This is a genomic window from Novacetimonas hansenii JCM 7643 (genome assembly GCF_000964405.1).
Lineage (GTDB): Bacteria > Pseudomonadota > Alphaproteobacteria > Acetobacterales > Acetobacteraceae > Novacetimonas > Novacetimonas hansenii.
This window is the reverse complement of sequence record NZ_BANE01000127.1, coordinates 1-23371: the sequence shown is the minus strand read 5'-3', so window position 1 is coordinate 23371 and position 23371 is coordinate 1. Positions and strand designations below refer to the sequence as shown.

The 23371-nt window shown below is 60.4% G+C and carries 19 protein-coding genes; all 19 read left to right on the top strand.

Annotated elements, in window-relative coordinates:
* Window positions 1-359 precede the first annotated feature (359 nt).
* Entirely contained in the window at window positions 360-725 is a 366-nt protein-coding gene (gene ndhC / locus B7G66_RS09840) for an NADH-quinone oxidoreductase subunit A (RefSeq protein ID WP_003620739.1), read from the top strand.
* A 25-nt stretch (window positions 726-750) separates the two neighbouring features.
* Entirely contained in the window at window positions 751-1329 is a 579-nt protein-coding gene (locus tag B7G66_RS09835; RefSeq protein ID WP_003620737.1) for a NuoB/complex I 20 kDa subunit family protein, read from the top strand.
* Window positions 1322-1987: an NADH-quinone oxidoreductase subunit C gene (locus B7G66_RS09830; protein ID WP_003620735.1), complete on the top strand. Its 666-nt coding sequence runs from the start codon at window positions 1322-1324 to the stop codon at window positions 1985-1987. Before B7G66_RS09835 ends, B7G66_RS09830 begins: the two co-directional genes overlap by 8 nt.
* 13 nt (window positions 1988-2000) lie before the next feature.
* Entirely contained in the window at window positions 2001-3251 is a 1251-nt protein-coding gene (locus B7G66_RS09825; RefSeq protein WP_003620733.1) for an NADH-quinone oxidoreductase subunit D, read from the top strand.
* Between the two features lie 5 nt (window positions 3252-3256).
* The gene (locus B7G66_RS09820; RefSeq protein WP_003620731.1) at window positions 3257-3916 is read left to right on the top strand and encodes a complex I 24 kDa subunit family protein; all 660 of its coding nucleotides are present in this window, start codon (window positions 3257-3259) and stop codon (window positions 3914-3916) included.
* 12 nt (window positions 3917-3928) lie between these two features.
* Complete coding sequence (nuoF, locus tag B7G66_RS09815; protein ID WP_003620729.1) at window positions 3929-5254, top strand: NADH-quinone oxidoreductase subunit NuoF; 1326 nt, start codon at window positions 3929-3931, stop codon at window positions 5252-5254.
* Window positions 5255-5259: 5 nt separating this feature from the next.
* Complete coding sequence (gene nuoG, locus B7G66_RS09810; protein ID WP_003620727.1) at window positions 5260-7326, top strand: NADH-quinone oxidoreductase subunit NuoG; 2067 nt, start codon at window positions 5260-5262, stop codon at window positions 7324-7326.
* Between the two features lie 6 nt (window positions 7327-7332).
* Window positions 7333-8355 carry an NADH-quinone oxidoreductase subunit NuoH gene (gene nuoH, locus B7G66_RS09805; RefSeq protein ID WP_003620724.1) on the top strand — a complete coding sequence of 341 codons (1023 nt, stop codon included), beginning with the start codon at window positions 7333-7335 and terminating at the stop codon, window positions 8353-8355.
* A complete protein-coding gene (gene nuoI, locus B7G66_RS09800; protein WP_003620721.1) occupies window positions 8355-8843 on the top strand; it encodes an NADH-quinone oxidoreductase subunit NuoI in 489 nt (162 codons plus the stop codon). Before nuoH ends, nuoI begins: the two co-directional genes overlap by 1 nt.
* A 93-nt stretch (window positions 8844-8936) precedes the next feature.
* Window positions 8937-9710, top strand: a complete 774-nt coding sequence (locus tag B7G66_RS09795; RefSeq protein ID WP_003620717.1) for an NADH-quinone oxidoreductase subunit J — start codon at window positions 8937-8939, stop codon at window positions 9708-9710.
* A complete protein-coding gene (gene nuoK, locus B7G66_RS09790; RefSeq protein ID WP_003620714.1) occupies window positions 9703-10026 on the top strand; it encodes an NADH-quinone oxidoreductase subunit NuoK in 324 nt (107 codons plus the stop codon). Before B7G66_RS09795 ends, nuoK begins: the two co-directional genes overlap by 8 nt.
* Window positions 10027-10033: 7 nt before the next feature.
* Complete coding sequence (nuoL, locus tag B7G66_RS09785; RefSeq protein ID WP_003620713.1) at window positions 10034-11974, top strand: NADH-quinone oxidoreductase subunit L; 1941 nt, start codon at window positions 10034-10036, stop codon at window positions 11972-11974.
* A 24-nt stretch (window positions 11975-11998) separates the two neighbouring features.
* The gene (gene nuoN / locus B7G66_RS09780; protein WP_003620711.1) at window positions 11999-13423 is read left to right on the top strand and encodes an NADH-quinone oxidoreductase subunit NuoN; all 1425 of its coding nucleotides are present in this window, start codon (window positions 11999-12001) and stop codon (window positions 13421-13423) included.
* The gene (locus B7G66_RS09775) at window positions 13423-14199 is read left to right on the top strand and encodes a biotin--[acetyl-CoA-carboxylase] ligase (protein ID WP_003620709.1); all 777 of its coding nucleotides are present in this window, start codon (window positions 13423-13425) and stop codon (window positions 14197-14199) included. Before nuoN ends, B7G66_RS09775 begins: the two co-directional genes overlap by 1 nt.
* 348 nt (window positions 14200-14547) lie before the next feature.
* Window positions 14548-16191, top strand: a complete 1644-nt coding sequence (locus B7G66_RS09770; RefSeq protein ID WP_003620707.1) for a ribonuclease J — start codon at window positions 14548-14550, stop codon at window positions 16189-16191.
* 341 nt (window positions 16192-16532) lie between these two features.
* On the top strand, window positions 16533-17852 hold the full coding sequence (proS, locus tag B7G66_RS09765) for a proline--tRNA ligase (protein ID WP_003620706.1): 1320 nt from the start codon (window positions 16533-16535) through the stop codon (window positions 17850-17852).
* 5 nt (window positions 17853-17857) lie between these two features.
* Window positions 17858-19105: a lipoprotein-releasing ABC transporter permease subunit gene (locus B7G66_RS09760; RefSeq protein ID WP_003620705.1), complete on the top strand. Its 1248-nt coding sequence runs from the start codon at window positions 17858-17860 to the stop codon at window positions 19103-19105.
* Window positions 19098-19805 carry an ABC transporter ATP-binding protein gene (locus B7G66_RS09755; protein ID WP_003620704.1) on the top strand — a complete coding sequence of 236 codons (708 nt, stop codon included), beginning with the start codon at window positions 19098-19100 and terminating at the stop codon, window positions 19803-19805. Before B7G66_RS09760 ends, B7G66_RS09755 begins: the two co-directional genes overlap by 8 nt.
* Before the next feature lie 51 nt (window positions 19806-19856).
* Window positions 19857-23285 (top strand): DNA polymerase III subunit alpha, encoded by a 3429-nt coding sequence (gene dnaE, locus B7G66_RS09750; RefSeq protein WP_003620703.1) that lies wholly within the window; start codon window positions 19857-19859, stop codon window positions 23283-23285.
* Window positions 23286-23371 lie beyond the last annotated feature (86 nt).

Here is a 23371-nt window from a genome sequence, read left to right as displayed (position 1 = left end):
ACGCCGGAGGTCGCGGGTTCGAGCCCCGTCACTCGCGCCATTTCCCCACATGAAAATCCTGCACTGTCTGTCATGCCCCGATATTGTGGCGTGTTGGATTGTATGCGGCCGTATGCTGCCTGGGGTCATCGAACCTTCCAGAACACAGAAATATGAAGACAACAAAAAGTTCCCGATAAGTAATGCGGGCACAATGACTGTATTTCTGCGGTATTCCCTAACATCACGGTAATGTTCCTGCCTTAATGCGGGCTAACCGTCTGTTCGGGCATGGGGGTTTGTGGCTAACTTTGCCCCAGCCATACAGAAGTCGCTCAAGACACGGATGGTTCAATCAACAAGGTTTGGGGACCTGGGCCATGCATTCCGTCATCGCGGATTATTTCCCTGTACTGATATTCGGTGCAATCGCGGTTGTAATCGCGGCCGCCATGCTGGGAAGTTCACTGCTTTTCGGCTGGCAGAAGCCGTATTCGGAAAAGACATCCGCATATGAATGCGGTTTCGAACCGTTCGATGACACGCGGCGGCGGTTTGACGTGCGTTTTTATCTTGTGGCGATCCTGTTCATTATTTTCGACCTTGAGGTGGCCTTCCTGTTCCCCTGGGCGGTCAGCCTGTCGCGCATCGGATGGTTCGGGTTCCTGTCGATGATGGGCTTCCTCGCGGTCCTCACGGTCGGCTTCATCTACGAATGGTGCAAGGGCGCGCTGGAGTGGGATTGAGGCAGCAGGGAAGGAGACAGGAAGCATGAGCAGCAATTCATCAGGGCAGGGGCGCCCATCGGACAGTATCGCGTGGAATCGCGACATGCTGCCCCCCGGCCCGGAACAGGACGCCGTTATCCGTGGTGTTACGGGCGAAATCACGGAAAAGGGTTTTGTCGTCGCCAATCTGGACAAGATCGTGAACTGGGGGCGCACCGGTAGCCTGTGGCCGATGTCCTTTGGTCTGGCCTGCTGCGCGGTGGAAATGATCCACGCCTACATGCCGCGTTATGATCTGGATCGCATGGGTATCATTCCGCGCGGGTCGCCGCGGCAGTCGGACGTGATGATCGTCGCGGGCACATTGACGAACAAGATGGCCCCCGCCCTGCGTCGTGTGTACGACCAGATGGCAGAGCCACGCTGGGTCATTTCCATGGGGTCATGTGCGAACGGGGGGGGATATTACCATTATTCCTATTCCGTGGTGCGTGGCTGTGACCGGATCGTCCCGGTGGATGTCTATGTCCCCGGCTGTCCCCCCACGGCGGAGGCGCTGATTTACGGCATCCTCCAGCTTCAGAAGAAAATCCGCAGGACAGGGACGATTCTCCGTGGCTGAGTCCTCAAACACCCTGCCTGCGCTCCAGACGCAGGCGCAGGCGTCGCTTGGGTCCGTGGCGTTCGCGCTTGGCACGTCGGTGCCAGGCATCATTTCCGCCGGGATCGAGGGCGGGGAACTTGTGGTGCGCACGACGCGCCCCTACCTGCTGGCGATCATGACCATGCTGCGTGATGATCCACGTTATGCGTGCGAGCAGATGATGGATCTGTGTGGGGTGGATTATCCTGATCGGGCGGAGCGTTTCGACGTCGTCTATAACCTGCTGTCCGTCACCCATAACCACCGTATCCGCGTTATCGTCACCACGGATGAAACCCAGCCCGTCGCCTCCGTCCACCGGTTGTGGCCGTCGGCCACCTGGTGGGAGCGCGAATGTTATGACCTGTTCGGCGTCCTGTTTGCCGATCAGCCCGATCTGCGCCGTATCCTGACCGATTACGGGTTCGAGGGATATCCGCTGCGCAAGGACTTCCCGCTGACCGGTTATGTCGAGACCCGTTATGACGAGGAACGTCGGCAGGTGGTCTATGAGCCTGTGCAGTTGAAGCAGGACTTCCGCAATTTCGACTTTGAATCGCCGTGGGAAGGCATCCTGACCCTGCCCGGTGACGAGAAGGCGCATGCGTTCCGCCAGAACATCAAGCGCCAGGAATAAGGGAAACCGAACGATGAGTGATGTGACCCTGGACCCGAATGTTCCCGAAGCGCTGCTGCCGGAAGGAAGTGATGGCGATGCCCGCAGGCATGTTGTCGAAATCGACTCGCATGCGCTGAATTTTGGTCCCCAGCATCCGTCTGCCCATGGTGTGTTGCGCCTGGTCCTGGAGATGGAGGGCGAGGTCGTGACCCGCGCCATCCCGCATGTCGGGCTTTTGCACCGTGGCACGGAAAAGCTGATTGAATACAAGACCTATCCCAAGGCGCTGCCATATTTCGACCGGCTTGATTACGTCTCCCCCATGTGTGAGGAGCAGGCGTTCGCGCTGGCGACGGAAAAGCTGCTGAACCTTGAAATCCCGGACCGCGCGAAATGGATTCGTGTCATGTTCGCGGAAATCACGCGCATCTTGAACCATATCCTTAACCTGACCTCCTTCGGTCTGGATTGCGGCGCGCTGACCCCGGCCCTGTGGGGGTATGAAGAGCGTGAAAAGCTGCTGGAGTTTTACGAGGCGGCATCGGGCGCACGCTTTCATGCCAATTATTTCCGTCCCGGCGGCGTCGCGCGCGACCTGCCTGCCGGGCTGGAGGAACGCATTGCGCAGTGGACGACGGAATTCCCGCGCTGGATCGACGACCTTGAATCCCTGCTGACAAACAATCGTATCTGGAAACAGCGCACGGTCGGCATTGGCGTTTTCACCAGCGAGCAGGCATTGGCCTGGGGCTTCAGCGGACCATGCCTGCGCGCATCGGGCGTGCCCTGGGACCTGCGCCGTTCACAGCCGTATGACAATTACGACAAGGTCGAGTTCAACGTGCCGGTGGCGCGTCAGGGCGACTGCTATGACCGGTATCTGGTGCGCGTTGCGGAAATGCGTGAAAGCGTGAAGATCGTCGCGCAGTGCCTTGCCCAGATGAAGCCCGGTCCCATCAAGGTCCAGGACCGCAAGATCGCCCCCCCGCCACGGCGGGAGATGAAACGCTCGATGGAAGCCCTGATCCATCATTTCAAGCTGTTTACCGAAGGATACCATGTGCCGCCGGGCGCGACCTATACCGCCGTCGAAAGCCCCAAGGGCGAATTCGGCGTCTATCTGGTCGCTGATGGCAGCAACCGTCCCTATCGGTGCAAGATTCGCCCCACCGGGTTCGCCCACCTGCAGGCCATGGACGTGATGGCGCGGCGGCACATGCTGGCGGACGCGGTTGCGATCATCGGTTCGCTGGATCTGGTGTTTGGTGAAATAGACAGGTGAACGACATGTCCGCGCAGTCCAACATCCCCCATGACGCGGAGCCTGCCGCATTCGCTTTCGATGCGGAAAGTGAACGGCAGATCGCGCAGATACTTGCCAAATATCCCCCTGAACGCAAGGCGAGCGGCGTCATACCGCTGCTTTATGTGGTGCAGAAGCAGATGGGACGCCTGACCGGCAGTGCATGGGTGCCCCGTGTCGCGATGGACGCGGTGGCCCATCGGCTGGAGATGGCGCCGATCCGGGTTTATGAGGTCGCGACCTTTTACCTGATGTTCAATACGAAGCCGATCGGGAAATACCACCTGCAGGTCTGCACCACGACGTCATGCTGGCTGCGTGGATCGGATGATGTGACGGCGGCGTGTAAGGCTGCGACCGGCATCGACGCGTTTGGCGGGACCAGCGCGGACGGGATGTTCACGATGACCGAGGTGGAATGCCTTGGCGCCTGCGCGAACGCCCCGATCCTTCAGGTTGATGATGATTATTACGAGGATATGGACGGCCCGCGCACGACCGAACTGATCGCCGCCCTGCGCCGTGGCGAACGGCCAAAAGCAGGCCCGACCATCGATCGCATGGATTCTGCCCCCGTGGGAGGGCGCAAGACGCTGCTGGATAGTGCTGCGGGGCAGGGCACCGGCACGCAGGATAACGGGTAGGAAAGACGGGACATGCTTGAGGACAAGGACCGGATTTTTACCAATCTGTACGGTCAGAACGACTGGCGTCTGGCGGGCGCGCGACAGCGCGGTGACTGGAACGACACAGCCGCCATCCTGGCGCGCGGGCGTGATGCCATCATTGCGGAAATGAAGGCATCAGGACTGCGTGGCCGCGGGGGGGCGGGGTTTCCAACCGGTGTCAAATGGTCGTTCATGCCAAAGACATCGGATGGCCGCCCGCATTATCTGGTGATCAATGGCGACGAATCCGAACCCGGCACCTGCAAGGATCGCGAGATCCTGCGCCATGACCCGCACAAGCTGATCGAAAGTGCGCTGATTGCGTCGTTCGCGATGGGGGCGCACAAATCCTATATCTATATCCGTGGCGAATTCTTCAATGAGGCGCAGCACCTGCAGCACGCCATTGAGGAAGCGTACGAAGCTGGACTGATCGGTCCAAATGCGGCTGGATCGGGGTGGGACTTCGATTTCTACATCCATCGCGGTGCGGGTGCGTATATCTGCGGCGAAGAGACGGCGCTTCTTGAAAGCCTTGAGGGCAAGAAGGGCCAGCCACGGATGAAGCCGCCATTCCCCGCGGCGATGGGCCTGTATGGGTGTCCCACCACGGTCAATAATGTGGAAAGCATCGCCGTTACCTCCACCATCCTGCGTCGTGGGGCTGCATGGTTTTCCGGGCTGGGCCGTCCCAACAACGCAGGCACGAAGCTGATGGCCATTTCGGGCCATGTAAATACACCCTGCGTGTTCGAAGAAGAACTGGGCGTGCCGCTCAGGGATATTATCGAAAAACATGGCGGCGGTGTACGTGGGGGATGGGACAACCTGCTTGCGGTCATTCCTGGCGGCTGTTCGGTGCCGATGCTGCCGCGTGAAGTGTGCGACACGGTCCTGATGGATTACGACAGCCTGCGTGCCGAAGGTTCCGGGCTGGGTACCGCGTGCATGATCGTCATGGACAAATCCACCGACATCATCCGCGCCATCGCGCGTTTTTCACAGTTCTTCAAGCATGAAAGCTGCGGCCAGTGCACACCCTGCCGCGAGGGGACGGGGTGGATGATGCGTGTCATGCAACGCATGGTCGAAGGCCGTGCGGAGATCGAGGAGATCGACATGCTGGAACAGGTAACGCGTCAGGTCGAAGGCCATACGATCTGCGCACTGGGCGATGCGGCGGCGTGGCCGATCCAGGGATTGATCCGGCGGTTCCGCCCGGTGATGGAGGAACGCATCCATGCCTATAAGGCCGCGCATGGCGGCGGGCGTCTGGTGCAGGTTCCCGCTGACCTGCCGACAGCGGCGGAGTAAGGGACATGGTAAAAGTAACCGTTGACGGCATTCCCGTCGAAGTGCCCGCAGGGTCCAGTGCGTTGCAGGCATGCGAGGCGGCAGGCAAGGAAATCCCGCGTTTCTGCTTTCATGAACGTCTGTCGGTGGCGGGGAACTGCCGCATGTGCCTGGTGCAGGTGGTGCGCGCGCCCAAGCCCGTCGCATCGTGCGGTTTCCCGGTGGGCGAAGGGATGCAGATCCTGACCGATACCGAGGTCGTGCGCAAGGCACGGCGCGCGGTCATGGAATTCCTGCTTATCAACCATCCGCTGGACTGCCCGATCTGTGACCAGGGTGGCGAATGCGATCTGCAGGATCAGGCTTTCGGCTATGGCGCGGACCAGTCGCGCTATGCTGAAAACAAGCGTGCGGTGACGGACAAGTATCTTGGCCCCCTGGTCAAGACTGTGATGACGCGCTGCATCCAATGTACGCGCTGCATCCGTTTTGCGACCGAGATCGCGGGGGTGCCCGAACTTGGCGCCGTTTCGCGCGGCGAGAGCATGGAAGTCACCAACTATGTCGAAAAGGCGCTGACGTCCGAACTGTCGGGCAACCTGATCGATATCTGCCCGGTGGGTGCGCTGACGTCCAAGCCCTATGCCTTTACCGCGCGCCCATGGGAACTCAAGCGTACGGATTCCATTGATGTGTGCGACGCGGTGGGCACCAACATCGTGATGCAGGCCCGTGGCGCAAGCGTTCTGCGGATCGTGCCGCGTACCAATGACGAAGTGAATGAAGAATGGCTGGCGGATAAGGGGCGTTTCGTGGTGGACGGTTTCCGCCATCGTCGCCTCGACCGGCCATGGGTGCGCGTGCATGGCAAATTGCAGCCCGCATCGTGGCAGGATGTGTTCGTGGCCCTTGCAAAGCGGCTGAAGGGCGTCGCAGGGGATCGGATCGGCGCGATCGCGGGGGACCTGTGCGACGCCGAAAGCATGCTGGCGCTGAAGGACCTGATGGGTGCGCTGGGGTCGGTGAATATCGACTGTCGGCAGGACGGGGCGGATTATGACCTGTCACAGCGTGATTTCTATACCTTCAATACGGGCATTGCCGGGATAGAAGAGGCTGATGCCCTGCTGATCGTTGGTGCGATCCCGCGTCAGGATGCGCCGGTGCTGAACGCCCGCATCCGCAAGCGTTTCGTCGCCGCCGGGCGTGGCGGGTTCCCGATCGCGATGATCGGTGCGCCACAGGCGGATCCGACCTATGCGGTGGACGTGCTGGGCGATGGGCCGGATGCCCTGGCGGATCTGGCGGCAGGACGTTCCCCGTTCCTCGATGTGCTGAAAAAAGCTGCAAAGCCGATGATCATCGTCGGACATGGCGCCCTGACACGTCCCGATGCGCGCGCGATCCTCAAGGCCGCATGGGATATCGCGGGTCAGGTCGGCGCCCTTGATGCGCAATGGCATGGTTTCAACGTGCTCCATACCGCCGCCAGCCGTGTCGCAGGGCTGGATATGGGATTTGTCCCGGGCAAGGGCGGGCGCGATGTTGCGGGCATGCTTGGTGACGGGGTTGAAATCCTGTGGCTTCTGGGGGCGGATGAATTCCCTGTCGATCGCATCGGCAATGATACATTCGTCATTTACCAGGGGCATCATGGCGATGCGGGCGCCGCACGTGCGGATGTGATCCTGCCCGGCGCGCTTTACGCTGAAAAGCCGGGCACTTATGTCAATACCGAAGGCCGCGTGCAGCAGGCGTTCCGTTCGGTCATGCCGCCGGGTGACGCGCGTGAGGACTGGCGTATATTACGGGCATTTTCCGAAGTGGTGGGTCATACCCTCCCTTATGACACGCTGGAGGAACTGCGTGCGCGTCTGGCGCAGGCCAACCCTGTGTTCGCGCGACAGGGGAACCCCCGTTTCGCAGCACCACAGGGTATCAGTCCCGATGGCGGCAAGGTGGCCATCGCGGGCACACCCTTTGTCCCGGTCATCGCCGATTATTACCAGACCAGTCCCATCTGTCGCGCCAGCCCGACGATGGAGACCTGTTCGCGGACCTATGTCCATCCCCCGGCCCAGGCAGCGGAGTAAGGTGAGGTGACGCATTTCTTTTTGCATACGCTTGTGGGGCAGGTCCTGCTGGTTGTCCTTGAAACGCTTGCCGTGCTGGTGCCGCTCCTGCTTGGGGTGGCGTACCTGACCCTTGCGGAACGCAAGGTCATGGCCGCGATGCAGTTGCGCAAGGGGCCGAATGTCAATGGCCCGTTCGGCGTGTTGCAGGCCTTTGCCGACGCCATCAAGATGCTGACGAAGGAAACGGTCATTCCGGCCGGTGCGAACCGGATGCTGTTCCTGTTCGCGCCATTCCTGACCTTCTCCCTTGCGATGGTGGCATGGGCTGTCATTCCGACCGGTAATGGCCTTGCGGTCGCGGACATCAATGTTGGCGTGCTTTACCTGCTCGCGATTTCCTCGCTTGGGGTTTATGGCATCCTGATTGCAGGGTGGGCATCCAATTCCAAATACGCGTTCCTTGGTGGCCTGCGTTCGGCGGCACAGATGGTGTCGTACGAGGTGTCGATCGGCCTTGTCATCGTGTCCGTCCTGCTGGCGGTTGGCAGCCTGAACCTTAATGACATTGTGCTGGCGCAACGTCATGTCTGGTTCTGCCTGCCGATGTTCCCGATGTTCATCGTCTTCTTCATCTCTGCGCTGGCGGAAACAAACCGTGCGCCGTTCGACCTTCCCGAAGGGGAAAGCGAATTGGTGGCCGGGTTCTTCGTCGAATATTCGGCACTGGCGTTCGGTCTCTTCTTTCTTGGTGAATATGCCAACATGTTCCTGATGTCGGGCATGATCAGCATCCTGTTCCTTGGTGGCTGGCTGCCGCCGCTTGCGATCGCGCCGCTGACATGGGTGCCGGGGCCGCTGTGGCTGATCGCCAAGATCCTGTTCTGCCTGTTTGTCTTCATATGGGTGCGCGCGACGTTCCCGCGCTATCGCTATGACCAGTTGATGCGGCTGGGGTGGAAGGTGTTCTTGCCGTTCTCGCTGGCATGGATGGTGCTTACGGCCGGTTTTCTGATGGTGACGGGCCTGCTGCCCGGAGGAGCAAGCTGATGGGATATCTGAGCCGTACCGCCCGGTCGTTCCTGTTGACCGAACTGGTTTCGGGCATGAGTGTCACGCTCAAGGCGTTTTTCAAGCCCAAGGTGACGCTCAACTATCCCTATGAAAAGGGGCCGCTGTCACCGCGGTTTCGTGGCGAACATGCGCTGCGTCGCTATCCCAATGGGGAGGAGCGCTGCATTGCGTGCAAGCTGTGCGAGGCGACCTGCCCGGCGGAGGCCATCACGATCGAGGCCGAACCGCGTGATGATGGGTCACGTCGTACCACCCGGTACGATATCGACATGACGAAGTGCATCTATTGCGGGCTGTGCGAGGAAGCATGCCCCGTGGATGCGATTGTTGAAGGCCCCAACTACGAATTCGCGACAGAGACGCGCGAAGAACTGATGTACAACAAGGACAAGCTGCTCGCCAATGGCGATCGCTGGGAAAGCGTTCTTGCGCGCCGGCTGGAGCTGGATGCGCCGTACCGTTGACGTGGCGGATCGCATGTCCCGCATCCATTCGCGTGATGGCCGGGGGACATGCGGACAGCAGGAGGAAATATCCATGCGGCAGGAAGGTCACCCATGATGACCCAAATCGTCTTTTACATATTTGCGGCGGTCCTGGTTCTTTCTGCCTCGATGGTGGTCAGCGCCCGTAATCCCGTGCATTCGGTCCTGTTCCTGATACTGGCGTTTTTCAACGCGGCGGGACTGTTCCTTATTGCGGGGGCCGAATTCCTGGCGATGATTTTGGTCATCGTCTATGTCGGTGCGGTTGCCGTGCTGTTCCTGTTCGTTGTGATGATGCTTGACATCCGCATCGCACAGGCGCGCGAGGGGCTGCAACGTTACGCCCCCTTTGGCGCGGCCATCGGCGCGGTCCTGCTGGGGGAACTGGTGCTGGCGTTCATGCACTGGCGTGTTGCATCCAATATCGGTGATGTCGCGCATCTGGTTCCGTCCACGCCCACGCGGTCGAATACGGCGGCGATCGGGGATGTGCTTTATACGCACTATATCTTCCTGTTCCAGGCCTGTGCGCTCGTGCTGCTTGTGGCGATGATCGGGGCGATCGTGCTGACCCTGCGTGACCGGCCCACCGGGCGGCGTCAGGACATCGAACGCCAGCATGAACGCGACCCCGCGGAGTCCATGGAAATGCTTTCGCTGCCGCTTGGCCGCAGTGTGAATGCGCTGGGCGGTTTCCTGCGCCCGCGCAGGTCCTATGACGTCGCTGCCGTGCCGGGAACCTATGGCACGCAGGCCTATCGCGAGGAGGAGCAGGCGCTTGAGGAAGGCACCGCCCTTGTCGTGATCAAGGATGTCACGAAAAAAGAAAGTCGGGACAATGAATAGTGCAATCGCCACCATTGGCGTCACGCCCTACCTTGTCATCAGCGCGATCCTGCTGGTGCTTGGCGTGTTTGGTATTTTTCTGAACCGCAAGAACGTCATCATCATCCTGATGTCGATCGAACTGATCCTGCTGTCGGCCAATATCAATTTCGTGGCGTTTTCCGCAACGCTTGGTGATCTGTCGGGCCAGGTGTTCACGCTGTTCGTGCTGACCATCGCGGCTGCGGAATCTGCGATCGGCCTTGCCATCGTCACTGTCTATTTCCGTAATCGCGGCTCGATCGAGGTCGATCGCATTACGATGATGAAAGGGTGATCGGATCATGCAAACGGCATCCTGCCTTTTTGAAATCGCGGTCTTCGCACCGCTGGTCGGGTTCCTGACCGCCGGGATGGGGGGGCGTATCATCGGTGACGCCCTGTCACAGGCGCTGACGATCATCCTGATGCTTATCGCAAGCCTTGCTGCCATCGGCGCGCTGCTGATCGAGGGGCAGGGCGGTATGGTGACTGCCCTTGTCCCCGTGTCGGACTGGATCCAGGCGGGTAATTTCCATGTTTCGTGGGGATTGCGCATGGATGCGCTGTCGGTGTCCATCGTCGCCATGGTGTGCGTGGTTTCCACGCTCGTGCATATCTACAGCACGGGGTACATGGCGCATGAAACCATGCCGCGCTTCCGCTTCTTCTCCTACCTGTCGCTGTTTACGTTTGCGATGCTGATGCTGGTTACGTCCAATGACCTCATCCAGTTGTTCTTCGGGTGGGAAGGCGTCGGCCTCGCCAGTTACCTGCTGATCGGGTACTGGTACACGCGCCCGTCTGCTGCCGCGGCGGCGATCAAGGCCTTTGTCGTCAACCGTGTGGCGGACCTGTTCTTCCTGGTTGGTATTGCGCTGCTGTATGTTGAATTCGGCACGGTGACGTATGACGACATCTTTGCGATGGTGCCCACGCACATTAACGATGTGTATCACCTGTTTGGCGCCCATCGCGCCATCGAGGTGATCTGCATGCTGCTGTTCATCGGCGCGATGGGCAAGTCGGCACAGTTGTTCCTGCATACGTGGCTGCCGGATGCGATGGAGGGGCCGACCCCCGTATCTGCCCTGATCCATGCGGCGACGATGGTGACGGCGGGTGTGTTCCTGATGGCGCGGATGTCGCCGGTGGTGGAATTCGCGCCGTTGACGCGTGATTTCATCATCCTGATTGGCGCGACGACCTGTTTCTTTGCCGCGACCGTGGGGCTGGTGCAGCCCGACATCAAGCGCACGATCGCCTATTCCACCTGTTCGCAGCTTGGTTACATGTTCGTCGCGATTGGTGTTGGTGCCTATCAGGCGGCGATGTTCCATCTGACGACGCATGCGTTTTTCAAGGCACTGCTGTTCCTTGGCGCGGGCTGTGTGATCCATGCCGTCCATGACGAACAGAACATGTTCCGCATGGGGGGGCTGTGGCGCAAGATCCCGGTGACCTATGTGTGCATGTGGCTTGGCAGCCTTGCGCTGGCGGGGATCTTCCCCTTTGCCGGATACTGGTCGAAGGATGCGATCCTTGATGCGGCCTGGATGTCACCTGCGACGATGGGGACCTATGGCTGGGTCATGGGCTGCATCACCGCATTCCTGACGGCATTATATAGCTGGCGCCTGATCTTCCTGGTGTTCCATGGCAAGCCGCGTGACACGCACCTGCATGAAGGCGCGCATGAAAGCCCGATTTCCATGACCGGTCCGGTCATCTTGCTGGGCTTTGGTGCGGTCCTTGGCGGCATCCTGCTGGCGCCGCTTTATATTGGCAAGGGACAGGTGGCGTTCTGGAACGGGGCGATTGCGAACGCACCGGGTAACGACATCATCGAAATGATGGAACATGCGCCGGCGTTCATCTCCCTCGTGCCCAGTATCGCCGCCGTGGGGGGCATCCTTGTTGCCTATGTCTGTTACATGCTGCGCCCGGAAATCCCTGGGGCGTTGGCGCGTGCGCTGCGTCCGCTTTACCTGTTCCTGCTCAATAAATGGTATTTTGACGAAGCGTATGACCTGATTTTCATCCGTCCGTACAAGGCGCTGGCACGCGTGTTGTGGAGGGATGTGGATGAAGGCATGGTCGAGGGCATTCCCGAAGGGCTGGCCCGCATGACCGTGGCGTCGGCGGGGCAGGCGGTGAAGATCCAGACCGGTTCGATCGCGGTCTATGCCTTTACGATGCTGATCGGCCTGGTGGTGCTGCTGTCCACCATGCTGCTGACAAACTGAAGCCATGATGACGAGGGTGAACCTATGAACTGGACACTTGCTCTGCCTGAAATCGTGCTGGCGATATCAGGCCTCGCCATCTTGGTGTTTGGCGTGGTGCAAAAAAGGGAAAATCCGTTTTTCCCGTGTGCCATGCTGGTGATGGCGGCATTTTTCATAACCGGGCTGCTTGTGCTCTTTACGCCTGACGGTGTCGGGTACAACCATATTTTCGTAAATGACGACTTCGCACGCTTCATGAAGGTCCTGTCGCTGTGTGGTGCGTTCCTCGCGACAATGATGACCGTGGGCTATGCACGGGAAATGGAGGTCGCGAAGTTTGAATTCCCTGTCCTGATCCTGTTTTCCACGCTGGGTACGATGATGATGGCGTCGTCAGGCAACCTGATGACATTGTTTGTCGGGCTGGAACTGTCGTCACTTGCCATCTATATCCTGTGCGCCTTTGCGCGTGACCAGGTGCGCGCGGCGGAAGCGGGCCTGAAATATTTTGTCCTTGGTTCCCTGGCTTCGGGATTGCTGCTGTATGGGATATCGCTGATATATGGCTTTGCCGGCACGCTGGAATATGGCGGCTTGCAGACGGCGGTTGCGGGGACTGCGGCGCTGCCGACGGGATTGATGATCGGGATCGTCTTCATGCTGGTCGGATTGTCGTTCAAGCTGTCGGCTGTGCCATTCCATATGTGGACGCCTGATGTGTATCAGGGGTCGCCGTCCTCTGTAACGGCATACATGGCCGGTGCGCCCAAGATCGCGGCCTTTGCCGTGTTGCTGCGGGTGATGATCGGGCCGTTTGGGCATATGACGGAACAGTGGCGGCTGCTGATTGAACTGGTGTCGGTTGCATCCATGCTGTTCGGTTCCATCGCCGCGATTGCGCAGACGGATATCAAGCGGTTGATGGCGTATTCCTCCATCGGGCATATGGGATATGCCATGATGGGCATGGCCGCCGCGACGCCAGAGGGAACGCGTGGAACCCTGGTCTATCTTGTCACCTACCTCTTCATGAATGTCGGCGCATTTGCGGGTATTGTCGCGATGCGGCGCAAGGGCTTTGCCGTGACGCGCATTTCCGACCTGGCCGGACTGGGCAAAACCGCGCCGGGGATGGCTGCGGCGATGGCCATTTTTATGTTCAGCATGGCCGGTGCGCCGCCGCTGGCTGGATTTTTTGGCAAATTGATGGTTTTCTATGCGGCCATCAACGCGCATCTGTATGCGCTGGCGGCGATTGGCGTCATCAGCAGCATCATCGGTGCCTATTACTATGTCCGGATTGTCAAGGTGATGTTCTTTGATACGGCGGAGGAAGCCTTTGATCGTCCGCCCGTTTCCCTGTCGTTCATTTCCGTGGGCATGGGGCTTGTGACGTGTCTGTTCATCGTGGTTCTGGGGCCGGTTTCGACTGCGGCGCAGGCTGCGGCGCAGGCATTGCTGAGGTAATGCGTCCCATCACGGATGTTACGATCGTGGAGGTGCCACGGATCCATGCGGGTCCGTGGCATCTTGAAATTCATGGGGAACTGGGCTCTACATCCGACCTGTGCCTGCAACGCGCGCGGGAGGGGGCAGCCGGGGGGCTGGCCATCCTTGCGCTGAAACAGACACAGGGGCGGGGCAGCCGTGGGCGCGGATGGGTCGATCCGGGCGGCAACCTGTCGATGTCGGTCCTGCTGCGCCCGGACCGGGATACAGCGCCGGTCGGGCTGTGGCCATTCATTGCCGGGCTGGCTTTTTACGATGCCCTGGCCCCATGGGTGGGGCCAGGACATGTGCTTGGCCTGAAATGGCCCAATGACCTGCTGCTTGACGGGTGCAAGATGGCGGGCATCCTGATCGAAGCCGGGGATGAGGGGGACGGGCGGTGGCTGTCGCTGGGCATGGGGGCCAACCTGTGTGCCGCCCCGGTGATCGAGGGACGCGAACTTGCCTGCATGGCGCAGGCCGGCCCCGTACCCGATGTGGGACAGGTGGCGTCCGCCGTGCTGACGATGCTTGACGTCTGGATGGCACGATATGCGACCGACGGGTTCGGGGCCATCCGCACGGCATGGCTGCACCGTGCCCACCCGGTCGGCACACCGGTGCGCGTTGTGTCCGCCACGGGGACGATCTGCGGAACGTTCGCAGGCATTGGCGGTGACGGGCTGCTGCTCTTGCGCACGCCAGACGGTCTCCGGCACATATCCACGGGCGAGGTCCTGCTCGGTCGCGCGTGACAGCGCATGTGGCATGGCATGCAGTCGTGGATCGTATGCGATGGAACGGCCGGAATTCATAATGCGTTTGAGCATGGGGGATTACATGTTAATCCCTTATACCCATATTGATGGGTATAGAGGGTCATACGACCTGCGTTTGAGCCCCCGCTCCCGCCGACGCACCGCCACAGGCGGTCGTCATGGGGATGTGGGTGTGGCTTCGCAGGGGGGATTGACCGTGACGCGCGGTGGCGTCGGGTAAGGGTTTTGCCCCGGGGCGGAGCACATTGGAACGGAATTCTGGTGGGGGGTGCGCCCCTGCCTGTCTGAAAACGGAAATATGAACAGTGAACAGAAGGGTATCATATGAATGACATGACTGAACTGGAATTTCTCCCCCTGGGGGGAACAGGCGAAATCGGGATGAATCTCAATCTTTACCGTCAGGGCGAAAGCTGGCTGGCGGTAGATTGCGGCATCGGCTTCAGCGGCAACGATACGCCCGAAGCTGAAATCCTTCTGCCTGATCCGGTTTTCATCTCCGAACGGCGCAAGGATCTTGTCGGGCTGGTCATCACCCATGCGCATGAGGATCATCTCGGCGCGGTGGCCCATCTGTGGCCGCAACTTGGCTGCCCGGTCTATGCCACGCCGTTTGCCGCCGCTGTCCTGCGGCGCAAGCTGGGGGAGGCGCAGTTGCTCCAGCAGGTGCCGATCCATACGATCCCGACCGGTGGCGCGTTCCGCGTGGGCGAGTTCGACCTCAGCTTCATTCCCGTGACCCATTCCGTGCCCGAGGCACAGGCCCTTGTCCTGCGCACGCCGCAGGGGATCGTGGTCCATACCGGTGACTGGAAGTTCGATCCGAACCCGCTGGTGGGACCGCCGACCGATATTGCCGCGTTCGAGGTGCTGGGCCGTGAAGGCGTGTTGGCGATGGTGTGCGACAGCACCAATGTCCGCACCGAAGGCCCGTCGGCATCCGAAGCGGATGTCCGCCAGGAAATGACGAAGCTGATCGCGACGCTGGAGGGACGGGTCGCGGTGACGTGTTTCGCCAGTAATGTCGCGCGCGTGGAGACGATTGCCAAGGCTGCGAAGGCCGCCAACCGTGTCGTGGCCGTCGTGGGCCGGTCGCTGCGTAATCTGGAGGTCGCGGCGCGTGAGTGTGGCTATCTTTCCGACGTCGCGCCGTTCCTGTCGGAGCAGGAAGCCAATTCCGTTCCTGACGATCAGATCCTGCTGATCGTGACCGGCAGCCAGGGCGAACCACGTTCTGCCCTGTCGCGCATCGCGGTGGATACGCATCCCAACATTTCGCTGGGCGAGGGGGATAACGTCATCTACAGCAGCCGCATGATCCCGGGGAACGAGCAGGCGGTCATTCAGGTGCAGGACAACCTGACGCGGCGCGGGGTCAACGTGATTACCGATCGTGACCATCTGGTGCATGTATCGGGCCATGCGACGGGGGGCGACGTGCGCCGTCTGTATGCAATGGTGAAGCCGAAATACCTTGTCCCTGTGCATGGCGAATGGCGTCACCTGACGGCCAATGCCGCGATTGCGCAGGAACTCGACATCACGCCGATCCTGCTGGAGGATGGCGATATCCTCAATATGAAGGATGCGTCCTTCGATGTTGTCGATACCGCGCCGACCGGGCGGCTTGTCCTTGATGGCGGTCGCCTGTTGCAGATGAATGGCGGCGTGCTGTCCGCGCGTCGGCGCATGCTGTTCAACGGTGTCGTGCTGGGTAGTTTTGCGGTGGATGAGGAAGGCTACCTGATCGGGGACCCGAAGGTCAGCGCGCCGGGTCTGCTGGATGCCGAAGACCCCGAGACCGCGCGCGTGACGGAAGAGTTTGGCAACGCGCTGGATGAAATTCCTGACGAACTGCGTGAAAATGACGTGACGTTCCGTGATGCGGCCAAGACGGCCCTGCGCCGTGCGCTGGGGCGGAAGCTGCAGAAGCGTCCGCTGGTGGACGTGCATCTGCTGCGGGTCTGATGGTGTCGCATTCTGTCACGTAATCGGTGGGGTGGTGAATTTGAAATGGCAGGGGACAGCGCACCGTCTCCTGCCATTTCTTTTTTATAGGACGTTTTTTCCCTAAACCCGGCGGCGTTTTCGACACTCGGATCGTGGCGACAATCTAGACATGGCCCACGTGGCGTGTCACCTGCCTCACGCGGATGTTGAACGGCGCGGAGGGGCGTTTTCGATCACGCTTGGGTGTGGTGATGCAACCCGCCGCCACATGTCGTGCATATGCCCCATTCCACGCTTCATATTATTGGGTTACGGTTCGCGCCATCTGGATCGGTTCTGAATATAAGGTTGATACGCACATGCGTCTGTCACGCAGTTTTCTGCCCACACTCAAGGAAAATCCCGCAGAGGCGCAGATCACCTCGCACCGCCTGATGCTGCGGGCTGGCCTGATCCGCCAGACTTCCGCCGGGATTTATGCGTGGCTGCCAGCGGGCCTGAAGGTCCTGCGCAACATCGCCAACATCGTGCGTGCAGAGCAGGACGCCATCGGGGCACAGGAAATGCTGATGCCCACGTTGCAGTCTTCCGAATTATGGAAGCGTTCGGGGCGTTATGACGCCTATGGGCCGGAAATGCTGCGTATCCGTGACCGCCATGAACGTGACCTGCTGTATGGACCCACGAACGAGGAAATGGTGACGGACCTGTTCGGGCAGGTGGTCAAGTCTTATCGCGAACTTCCGCAGGTATTGTATCACGTGCAGTGGAAGTTCCGTGATGAGGTGCGTCCCCGTTTCGGTGTGATGCGCGGGCGTGAGTTCTATATGAAGGACGCCTACAGCTTTGATGCGGATTATGATGCGGCTGTGGATTCCTACCGTCGCATGATGCTGGCCTATCTGCGCACGTTCCAGCGCCTGGGTGTAAAGGCGATCCCCATGGTGGCCGATACCGGGCCGATCGGCGGTGAACTCAGCCACGAATTCCTCGTCCTTGCCCCCACGGGCGAAAGCGGCGTGTTCTTCGATGGCGCGTTTGAGGAACAGGACTGGCTTTCCGAAGAGGTGGATATCGCCGATCGTGCCTCGCTGGCGAAGTTCTTTGCGCGCATGACATCGTTCTATGCCGCGACGGACGAGAAGCATGACGAGGCGCAATGGGCCAAAGTCCCTGTCGAGCGTCGCCGCGAAGGGCGCGGGATCGAGGTGGGGCATATCTTCCACTTTGGCCGCAAATATACGGAATCGATGGATATTTCCGTCAGTGGTCCCGATGGCGCACCGCTGTTCCCCGAAATGGGGTCATACGGCATCGGCGTTTCGCGCCTTGTCGCCGCGATCATCGAGGCCAGCCATGACGAACAGGGCATCATCTGGCCTGAAACGGTTGCTCCTTTCGGTGCTGTCATCATCAACCTCAAGAACGGCGATGCGCAGTGTGACGAAATCTGCGAACGGCTTTATGCCGCAGCCCCTGACCGGCTGCTGTATGATGACCGTCCAGAGCGCGCGGGCGTGAAGTTCGCGGATGCCGACCTGATGGGCCATCCGTGGCAGGTCATCGTCGGGCCGCGCGGGGCGAAGGCCGGGGTGGTGGAACTGAAGAACCGCGCGAGTGGCGAGCGCAGCGAACTGCCGATTGATGCGGTGCTGACCCGCATTGGCGTGGGCACCTGATCCGCATGTTCGGTCCCTTTGAACGTGCCGTCGCCGGGCGTTACCTGCATGCCCGGCGGGGGGAGCGGTTCGTGTCGGTCATTGCGATCTTTTCCCTTGTGGGGATCGCGCTTGGTGTCGCGACGCTGATTATCGTCATGTCGGTCATGAACGGGTTCAAGGCCGACCTGCTGGGGCGGATACTGGGGCTGAACGGGGATCTTAGCGTCTATGGCATTTCGCGCACGATTTCCGACTATGACGCGCTGGCGGGGCGGATACGCAAGGTGCCGGGGGTCGAAAGCGCAAATCCCCTGATCGAGGCGCAGGTGCTGCTTAATTCCGGGGGCTATAACGCCGGTGGCCTTGTGCGCGGGATGACGCAGGCTGATTTGCAGGGGCTGAAGGAAATCAGCGGGTCGCTGGTGGCCGGGTCCCTGGATGAATTCGGGTCGGACGACACCATCGTCGTCGGCACGACCCTGGCGGAGCGCGCGGGCCTGAGTGTGGGCGCACGCCTGACGCTGGTGTCGCCCAATGGGGCGGCGACGGCCTTTGGCACGATGCCACGTGTCCGGGCCTATCGCGTGATTGCGATTTTCGATGCGGGCGTGAATGATTACAACGCCAGCTATGTTTTCCTGCCCCTGCACGCGGCGCAGGTCTATTTCCAGATGCCGCGGCAGGTGACGCAGATCCAGGTCATGACCCATGATGCGGAAAATGTCGGTCCCATCCGCGCGAATATTGAACAGGCGCTTGGTGGCACGCAGGTGCGCGTCATGGACTGGACACAAAGCAACAACGCCTTTTTCGGTGCGGTGCAGGTGGAACAGAACGTCATGTTCCTGATCCTGACGCTTATCATCCTTGTCGCGGCGTTTAACGTGATTTCGTCGCTTATCATGATGGTCAAGGACAAGACGGCTGATATCGCCGTGCTGCGCACGCTTGGGGCGACACGGGGGGCGATCATGCGCATCTTTCTGATGTGCGGGGCGTCGGTGGGCGTGACGGGTACCTTTGTGGGGACAGGGCTGGGAATCGTGTTCTGCCTTAACATTGAACATATCCGTCAGGGATTGCAGAAGATCACCGGCACCGACCTGTTCAATCCGGAGGTGTACTACCTCGAACACCTGCCGGCAAAGCTGGTGTGGGCGCAGGTGTTCGAGGTGATTGCCATGGCGCTTGTGCTGTCGCTGCTGGCGACGCTGTATCCATCATGGCGGGCGGCGCGGACCGACCCGGTGGAGGCCCTGCGCCATGAATGAACCGACGTCCCCCCTGCCGCTAAGGCTTGAGCAGGTCAGCCGCTCCTATCGCAGTGGGGAGGAAACCTTGTGCGTCCTTGATGGCGCGGATCTGGTGCTGCATCCGGGCGAGATCGTGGCCCTTGTCGCGCCGTCGGGCACGGGTAAGTCCACGTTGCTGCATCTGGCCGGGCTGTTGGAATATCCCGATGCGGGGCGCGTGGTGATCGACGGTGTTGATGCCGGGCGGCTCAATGACATGCAGCGTACGGAAATCCGGCGTGATCGCATTGGCTTTGTCTATCAGTTCCATCATCTGCTGGCGGAATTCACCGCGCGGGAAAACGTTATCCTGCCGCAGATGATCGCAGGTGTGTCGCGCCGCCATGCGCGTGAACGGGCCGACGAACTGCTGGGTGCGTTCGGGCTGTCGCACCGGCTGGATCACCTGCCGGGCAAGCTGTCGGGGGGGGAGAAACAGCGCGTGGCCATTGCGCGTGCGTTGGCGAACCGTCCGCGCATCCTGCTGGCGGATGAACCGACCGGCAACCTGGATGTGCAGACATCCGACACGGTGTTCGACGCGCTGATTGCGATGGTGCGCGATCATGGGGTCGCGGCCCTGATCGCCACACATAACATGGACCTTGCGGTGCGCATGGATCGTATCGTGACATTGCGGGATGGGCAGTTGGTGGAGGTCGCGCCCACCACCGCATAACCGGCGCATGGGGCGTTGCCGCACCCTTGCACGCTGCGATAGAATGCGGGCATGTCCCATGCCAATTTCATCCACCTGCGTGTCCATTCCGCCTATTCGTTGAGTCAGGGGGCGATCCGCGTTCCTGAAATCATCAGCCTTGCGCATGAAATGCGCATGCCCGGTGTTGCAATTACCGATACGGGCAACATGTTCGGTGCGCTGGAATTTTCGCAATATTGTTCCAAAAAGGGGATACAGCCCATCATCGGCTGCCAGATCGCACTGCCCGCGCGGTGTGACAAACCCGGCAGCCCCGCCGAACCGATGGTCCTGCTGGCGCGGAATGAAACCGGCCTGATGAACCTGCAATACCTGTCCTCGGCCGGGTTTTTGCAGCATGAAACGGATGAACCGACGGTACCGCTCGACATACTATGCGATCGTGCGGACGGGCTGTTCCTGATGACGGGCGGCACGCGCGGGCCGCTGTTTCGCATGCTGGCCGAAGGGTTGGAGGCGGATGCCGCGCGGCTGCTGGCACGACTGCATGCGGCATTCGGGCGGTATATGGCGGTGGAACTGCATCGTCATGGCCTGTCGGTCGAACGTGCGGTGGAACCGGGGATGATCGCACTGGCGGATCGTGCGGGTATTCCGCTGGTGGCGACGAACGAATGTTTCTTTCCCCGACCGGATATGTACGAGGCGCATGATGCCCTGCTGTGCATTGCGCAGGGGCGTACGATGGCTGAACAGGATCGCTGGCGTGTAACGCCCGAACACTGGTTCAAGCCGCCGCACATGATGCGTGAACTGTTCGCGGACCTGCCAGAGGCCTGTGACAACACGCTGGAAATTGCGCGCCTGTGCGCGATCAAGGTGGAGACGCGCAAACCGTTGCTGCCGGTCTGCCCCAAGGTGGCGCCCGGTGCGACGGAGGATGAAACCTTGCGCAGCATGGCGCGCGACGGCCTGGAACGTCGCCTTGCGCGCATGGATATTGATGAACAGACACGCCAGACCTATGAGGAGCGGTTGGCTTTCGAGCTGGATATTATCGCCCGTATGGGATTTCCGGGCTATTTCATGATCGTTGCGGACTTCATCCAGTGGGCGAAGGCGCATGACATTCCGGTCGGGCCGGGGCGTGGGTCGGGTGCGGGATCGCTTGCGGCATGGGCGCTGACGATTACGGATATCGACCCGATTCCGTTCAACCTGCTGTTTGAACGGTTCCTTAATCCCGAACGCGTGTCGATGCCTGACTTTGATATTGATTTCTGTCAGGACCGACGTGACGAGGTCATCCGTTATGTCCGGCAGGAATATGGCCCCGACCGTGTGGCGCAGATCATTACGTTTGGAAAGTTGCAGGCCCGCGCTGCAGTGCGCGACGTGGGGCGGGTGCTTGGCCTGTCGTTCGGCATGGTCAACAAGGTTGCCGAACTGATCCCCAATAACCCGGCCAAGCCTGTTACCCTGAAACAGGCAATCGACGGGGAGCCGCGCCTTCAGGAAATGCGCGACAATGACGAGACATTGCGCCGCCTGATGGAAATCGCCCTTCAACTGGAGGGGCTGTTCCGGCATGCCAGTACGCACGCAGCCGGTGTCGTGATCGGGGATCGTGAGCTTGTGGAGCTTGTGCCGCTGTATCGCGATCCAAAAAGCGACATGCTGGTCACGCAGTACAACATGAAGTTCGTGGAGCAGGCGGGACTGGTCAAGTTCGACTTCCTTGGCCTGACAACCCTGACGATCCTGCAACGCGCGGCGCAGTTCCTTGAGCGGCTGGGCGTGACAGTGGACCTTGCCGCATTGCCGCTGGATGATGCGCTGACCTATGACATGCTGGCACGCGGTGATACCGGCGGGGTGTTCCAGTTCGAAGGGGCGGGCATGCGCGACGTGCTCAAGCAGATGCGCCCGACCCGGCTGGAGGATCTGATCGCGGCAGTGGCGTTGTACCGACCGGGTCCGATGGCCAACATCCCCGATTATTGCAGGCGCAAGCATGGGGAGGCATGGGAGCCCCCGCACGAGGAAATCCGCGATATCCTGTCCGAGACCTATGGCATCATGGTCTATCAGGAACAGGTGATGCAGATTGCGCAGAAGATGGCCGGCTACAGCCTTGGCGGTGCGGATCTGCTGCGCCGTGCGATGGGCAAGAAGATCCGTGCGGAGATGGACCAGCAACGCGTGATCTTTACCGAAGGGGCGACCAAGCGCGGTATCGAGCATGACAAGGCGGTCGAGGTTTTCGACCTGATGGCCAAATTCGCCGACTATGGCTTTAACAAATCCCATGCCGCAGCCTATGCGCTGGTGTCGTACCAGACGGCATGGATGAAGGCCAATCATCCGGTGGCCTTTCTGGCGGCATGCATGTCTCTGGCGCGGGAAAAAACCGAAAAGCTTGCGGCCCTGCGGCAGGAGGCCGAGCGTCTGGGCATCAAGGTCCTGCCGCCAGACATCAATGCGTCGGATGCGGATTTCACGGTGGAAAAACTGCCGGATGGGGAATATGGCATCCGTTACGCTCTGGCGGCGGTCAAGAAGGTGGGGCTGAGTGCGATGCAGGCACTTGTCGCCGTGCGTGGCGAACGCCCATTCGCCGATATGACGGATATTGCCGCGCGCATCGACCCGCGGAATGTGAACAAGATGCAGTTGGAAAACCTGGCACGTGCGGGGGCGTTCGACACCATCCTGCCCAATCGTGCGCAGGCCTGTGCCGCAGTCGAAACGGTGTTGCGCCGTGCGCAGTCCCACGCGCAGGAGGCCGCAAGTGGCCAGATCGGCCTGTTTGGTGGCGGGGGGGAAGCCACCGCGCAAGAAACATTGCGCCTGCCTTCGGTCCCGGACTGGCCTGAATTCGACCGCCTGAACATGGAGGCCGACGCCATCGGCTTTCACCTGACGGCCCATCCCCTGGATTCCTATGGTCCGTTGATGCGGCGTCTGGGCGTTGTGAAATCCACCGGGCTGGAGACCGCGGCGGCCGCAGGCATTACGCGTGTGAAAATCGCGGGATGTGTGGTCGATCGTAAGGAACGGCCAACACGGACCGGTAACAAGATGGCGTGGGTCCGCCTTTCGGATGCCAGTGGCGGGTGCGAGGTCACATTTTTTTCCGAAGTCCTGTCCCGCTCGCGCGAGATCCTGAGCGCGGGGAATGCAGTTGTTGTAACGGCGGAACTGCGACTGGATGGGGAGGCATTGCGCATTACCGCGTCCGATGTGATGGAACTTGAACAGGCAGCGGCAGATGCTGCGGCTGAATTGCGGATATGGTTCGACCGTGCGGATGCCATTGTGCCCATCCGTGATATCCTGCAGGGACATAGTGGGGGACGCGGGCGTATTATCCTGCTGCCTTCGGTGGCGGAAACGAGGGATGTGGAGGTAACGTTAGGCGAACGTTACCGCGTGACGCCACGTATCGCGCAGATGATCAAGTCGATTGAAGGTGTGGGCCGGGTTGAACAGTTTTAGAGACTGTTTCAAGAATTGGACCAGTAATGCGCTGAAATCATAAGAGACTGTTTGAAAAGTCAGGCTTGATAACATACTGTAATTAT

Excerpts from the sequence above, each read along its gene's own strand:
- nuoF (WP_003620729.1), top strand. The coding sequence starts at position 3,929 with ATGCTTGAGGACAAGGACCGGATTTTTACCAATCTGTACGGTCAGAAC.
- nuoG (WP_003620727.1), top strand. The coding sequence starts at position 5,260 with ATGGTAAAAGTAACCGTTGACGGCATTCCCGTCGAAGTGCCCGCAGGG.
- B7G66_RS09795 (WP_003620717.1), top strand. The coding sequence starts at position 8,937 with ATGATGACCCAAATCGTCTTTTACATATTTGCGGCGGTCCTGGTTCTT.
- nuoN (WP_003620711.1), top strand. The coding sequence starts at position 11,999 with ATGAACTGGACACTTGCTCTGCCTGAAATCGTGCTGGCGATATCAGGC.
- B7G66_RS09755 (WP_003620704.1), top strand. The coding sequence starts at position 19,098 with ATGAATGAACCGACGTCCCCCCTGCCGCTAAGGCTTGAGCAGGTCAGC.
- B7G66_RS09825 (WP_003620733.1), top strand. The coding sequence starts at position 2,001 with ATGAGTGATGTGACCCTGGACCCGAATGTTCCCGAAGCGCTGCTGCCG.
- nuoL (WP_003620713.1), top strand. The coding sequence starts at position 10,034 with ATGCAAACGGCATCCTGCCTTTTTGAAATCGCGGTCTTCGCACCGCTG.
- nuoK (WP_003620714.1), top strand. The coding sequence starts at position 9,703 with ATGAATAGTGCAATCGCCACCATTGGCGTCACGCCCTACCTTGTCATC.
- B7G66_RS09775 (WP_003620709.1), top strand. The coding sequence starts at position 13,423 with ATGCGTCCCATCACGGATGTTACGATCGTGGAGGTGCCACGGATCCAT.
- B7G66_RS09760 (WP_003620705.1), top strand. The coding sequence starts at position 17,858 with ATGTTCGGTCCCTTTGAACGTGCCGTCGCCGGGCGTTACCTGCATGCC.
- dnaE (WP_003620703.1), top strand. The coding sequence starts at position 19,857 with ATGTCCCATGCCAATTTCATCCACCTGCGTGTCCATTCCGCCTATTCG.
- B7G66_RS09820 (WP_003620731.1), top strand. The coding sequence starts at position 3,257 with ATGTCCGCGCAGTCCAACATCCCCCATGACGCGGAGCCTGCCGCATTC.
- proS (WP_003620706.1), top strand. The coding sequence starts at position 16,533 with ATGCGTCTGTCACGCAGTTTTCTGCCCACACTCAAGGAAAATCCCGCA.
- nuoI (WP_003620721.1), top strand. The coding sequence starts at position 8,355 with ATGGGATATCTGAGCCGTACCGCCCGGTCGTTCCTGTTGACCGAACTG.
- B7G66_RS09770 (WP_003620707.1), top strand. The coding sequence starts at position 14,548 with ATGAATGACATGACTGAACTGGAATTTCTCCCCCTGGGGGGAACAGGC.
- B7G66_RS09835 (WP_003620737.1), top strand. The coding sequence starts at position 751 with ATGAGCAGCAATTCATCAGGGCAGGGGCGCCCATCGGACAGTATCGCG.
- ndhC (WP_003620739.1), top strand. The coding sequence starts at position 360 with ATGCATTCCGTCATCGCGGATTATTTCCCTGTACTGATATTCGGTGCA.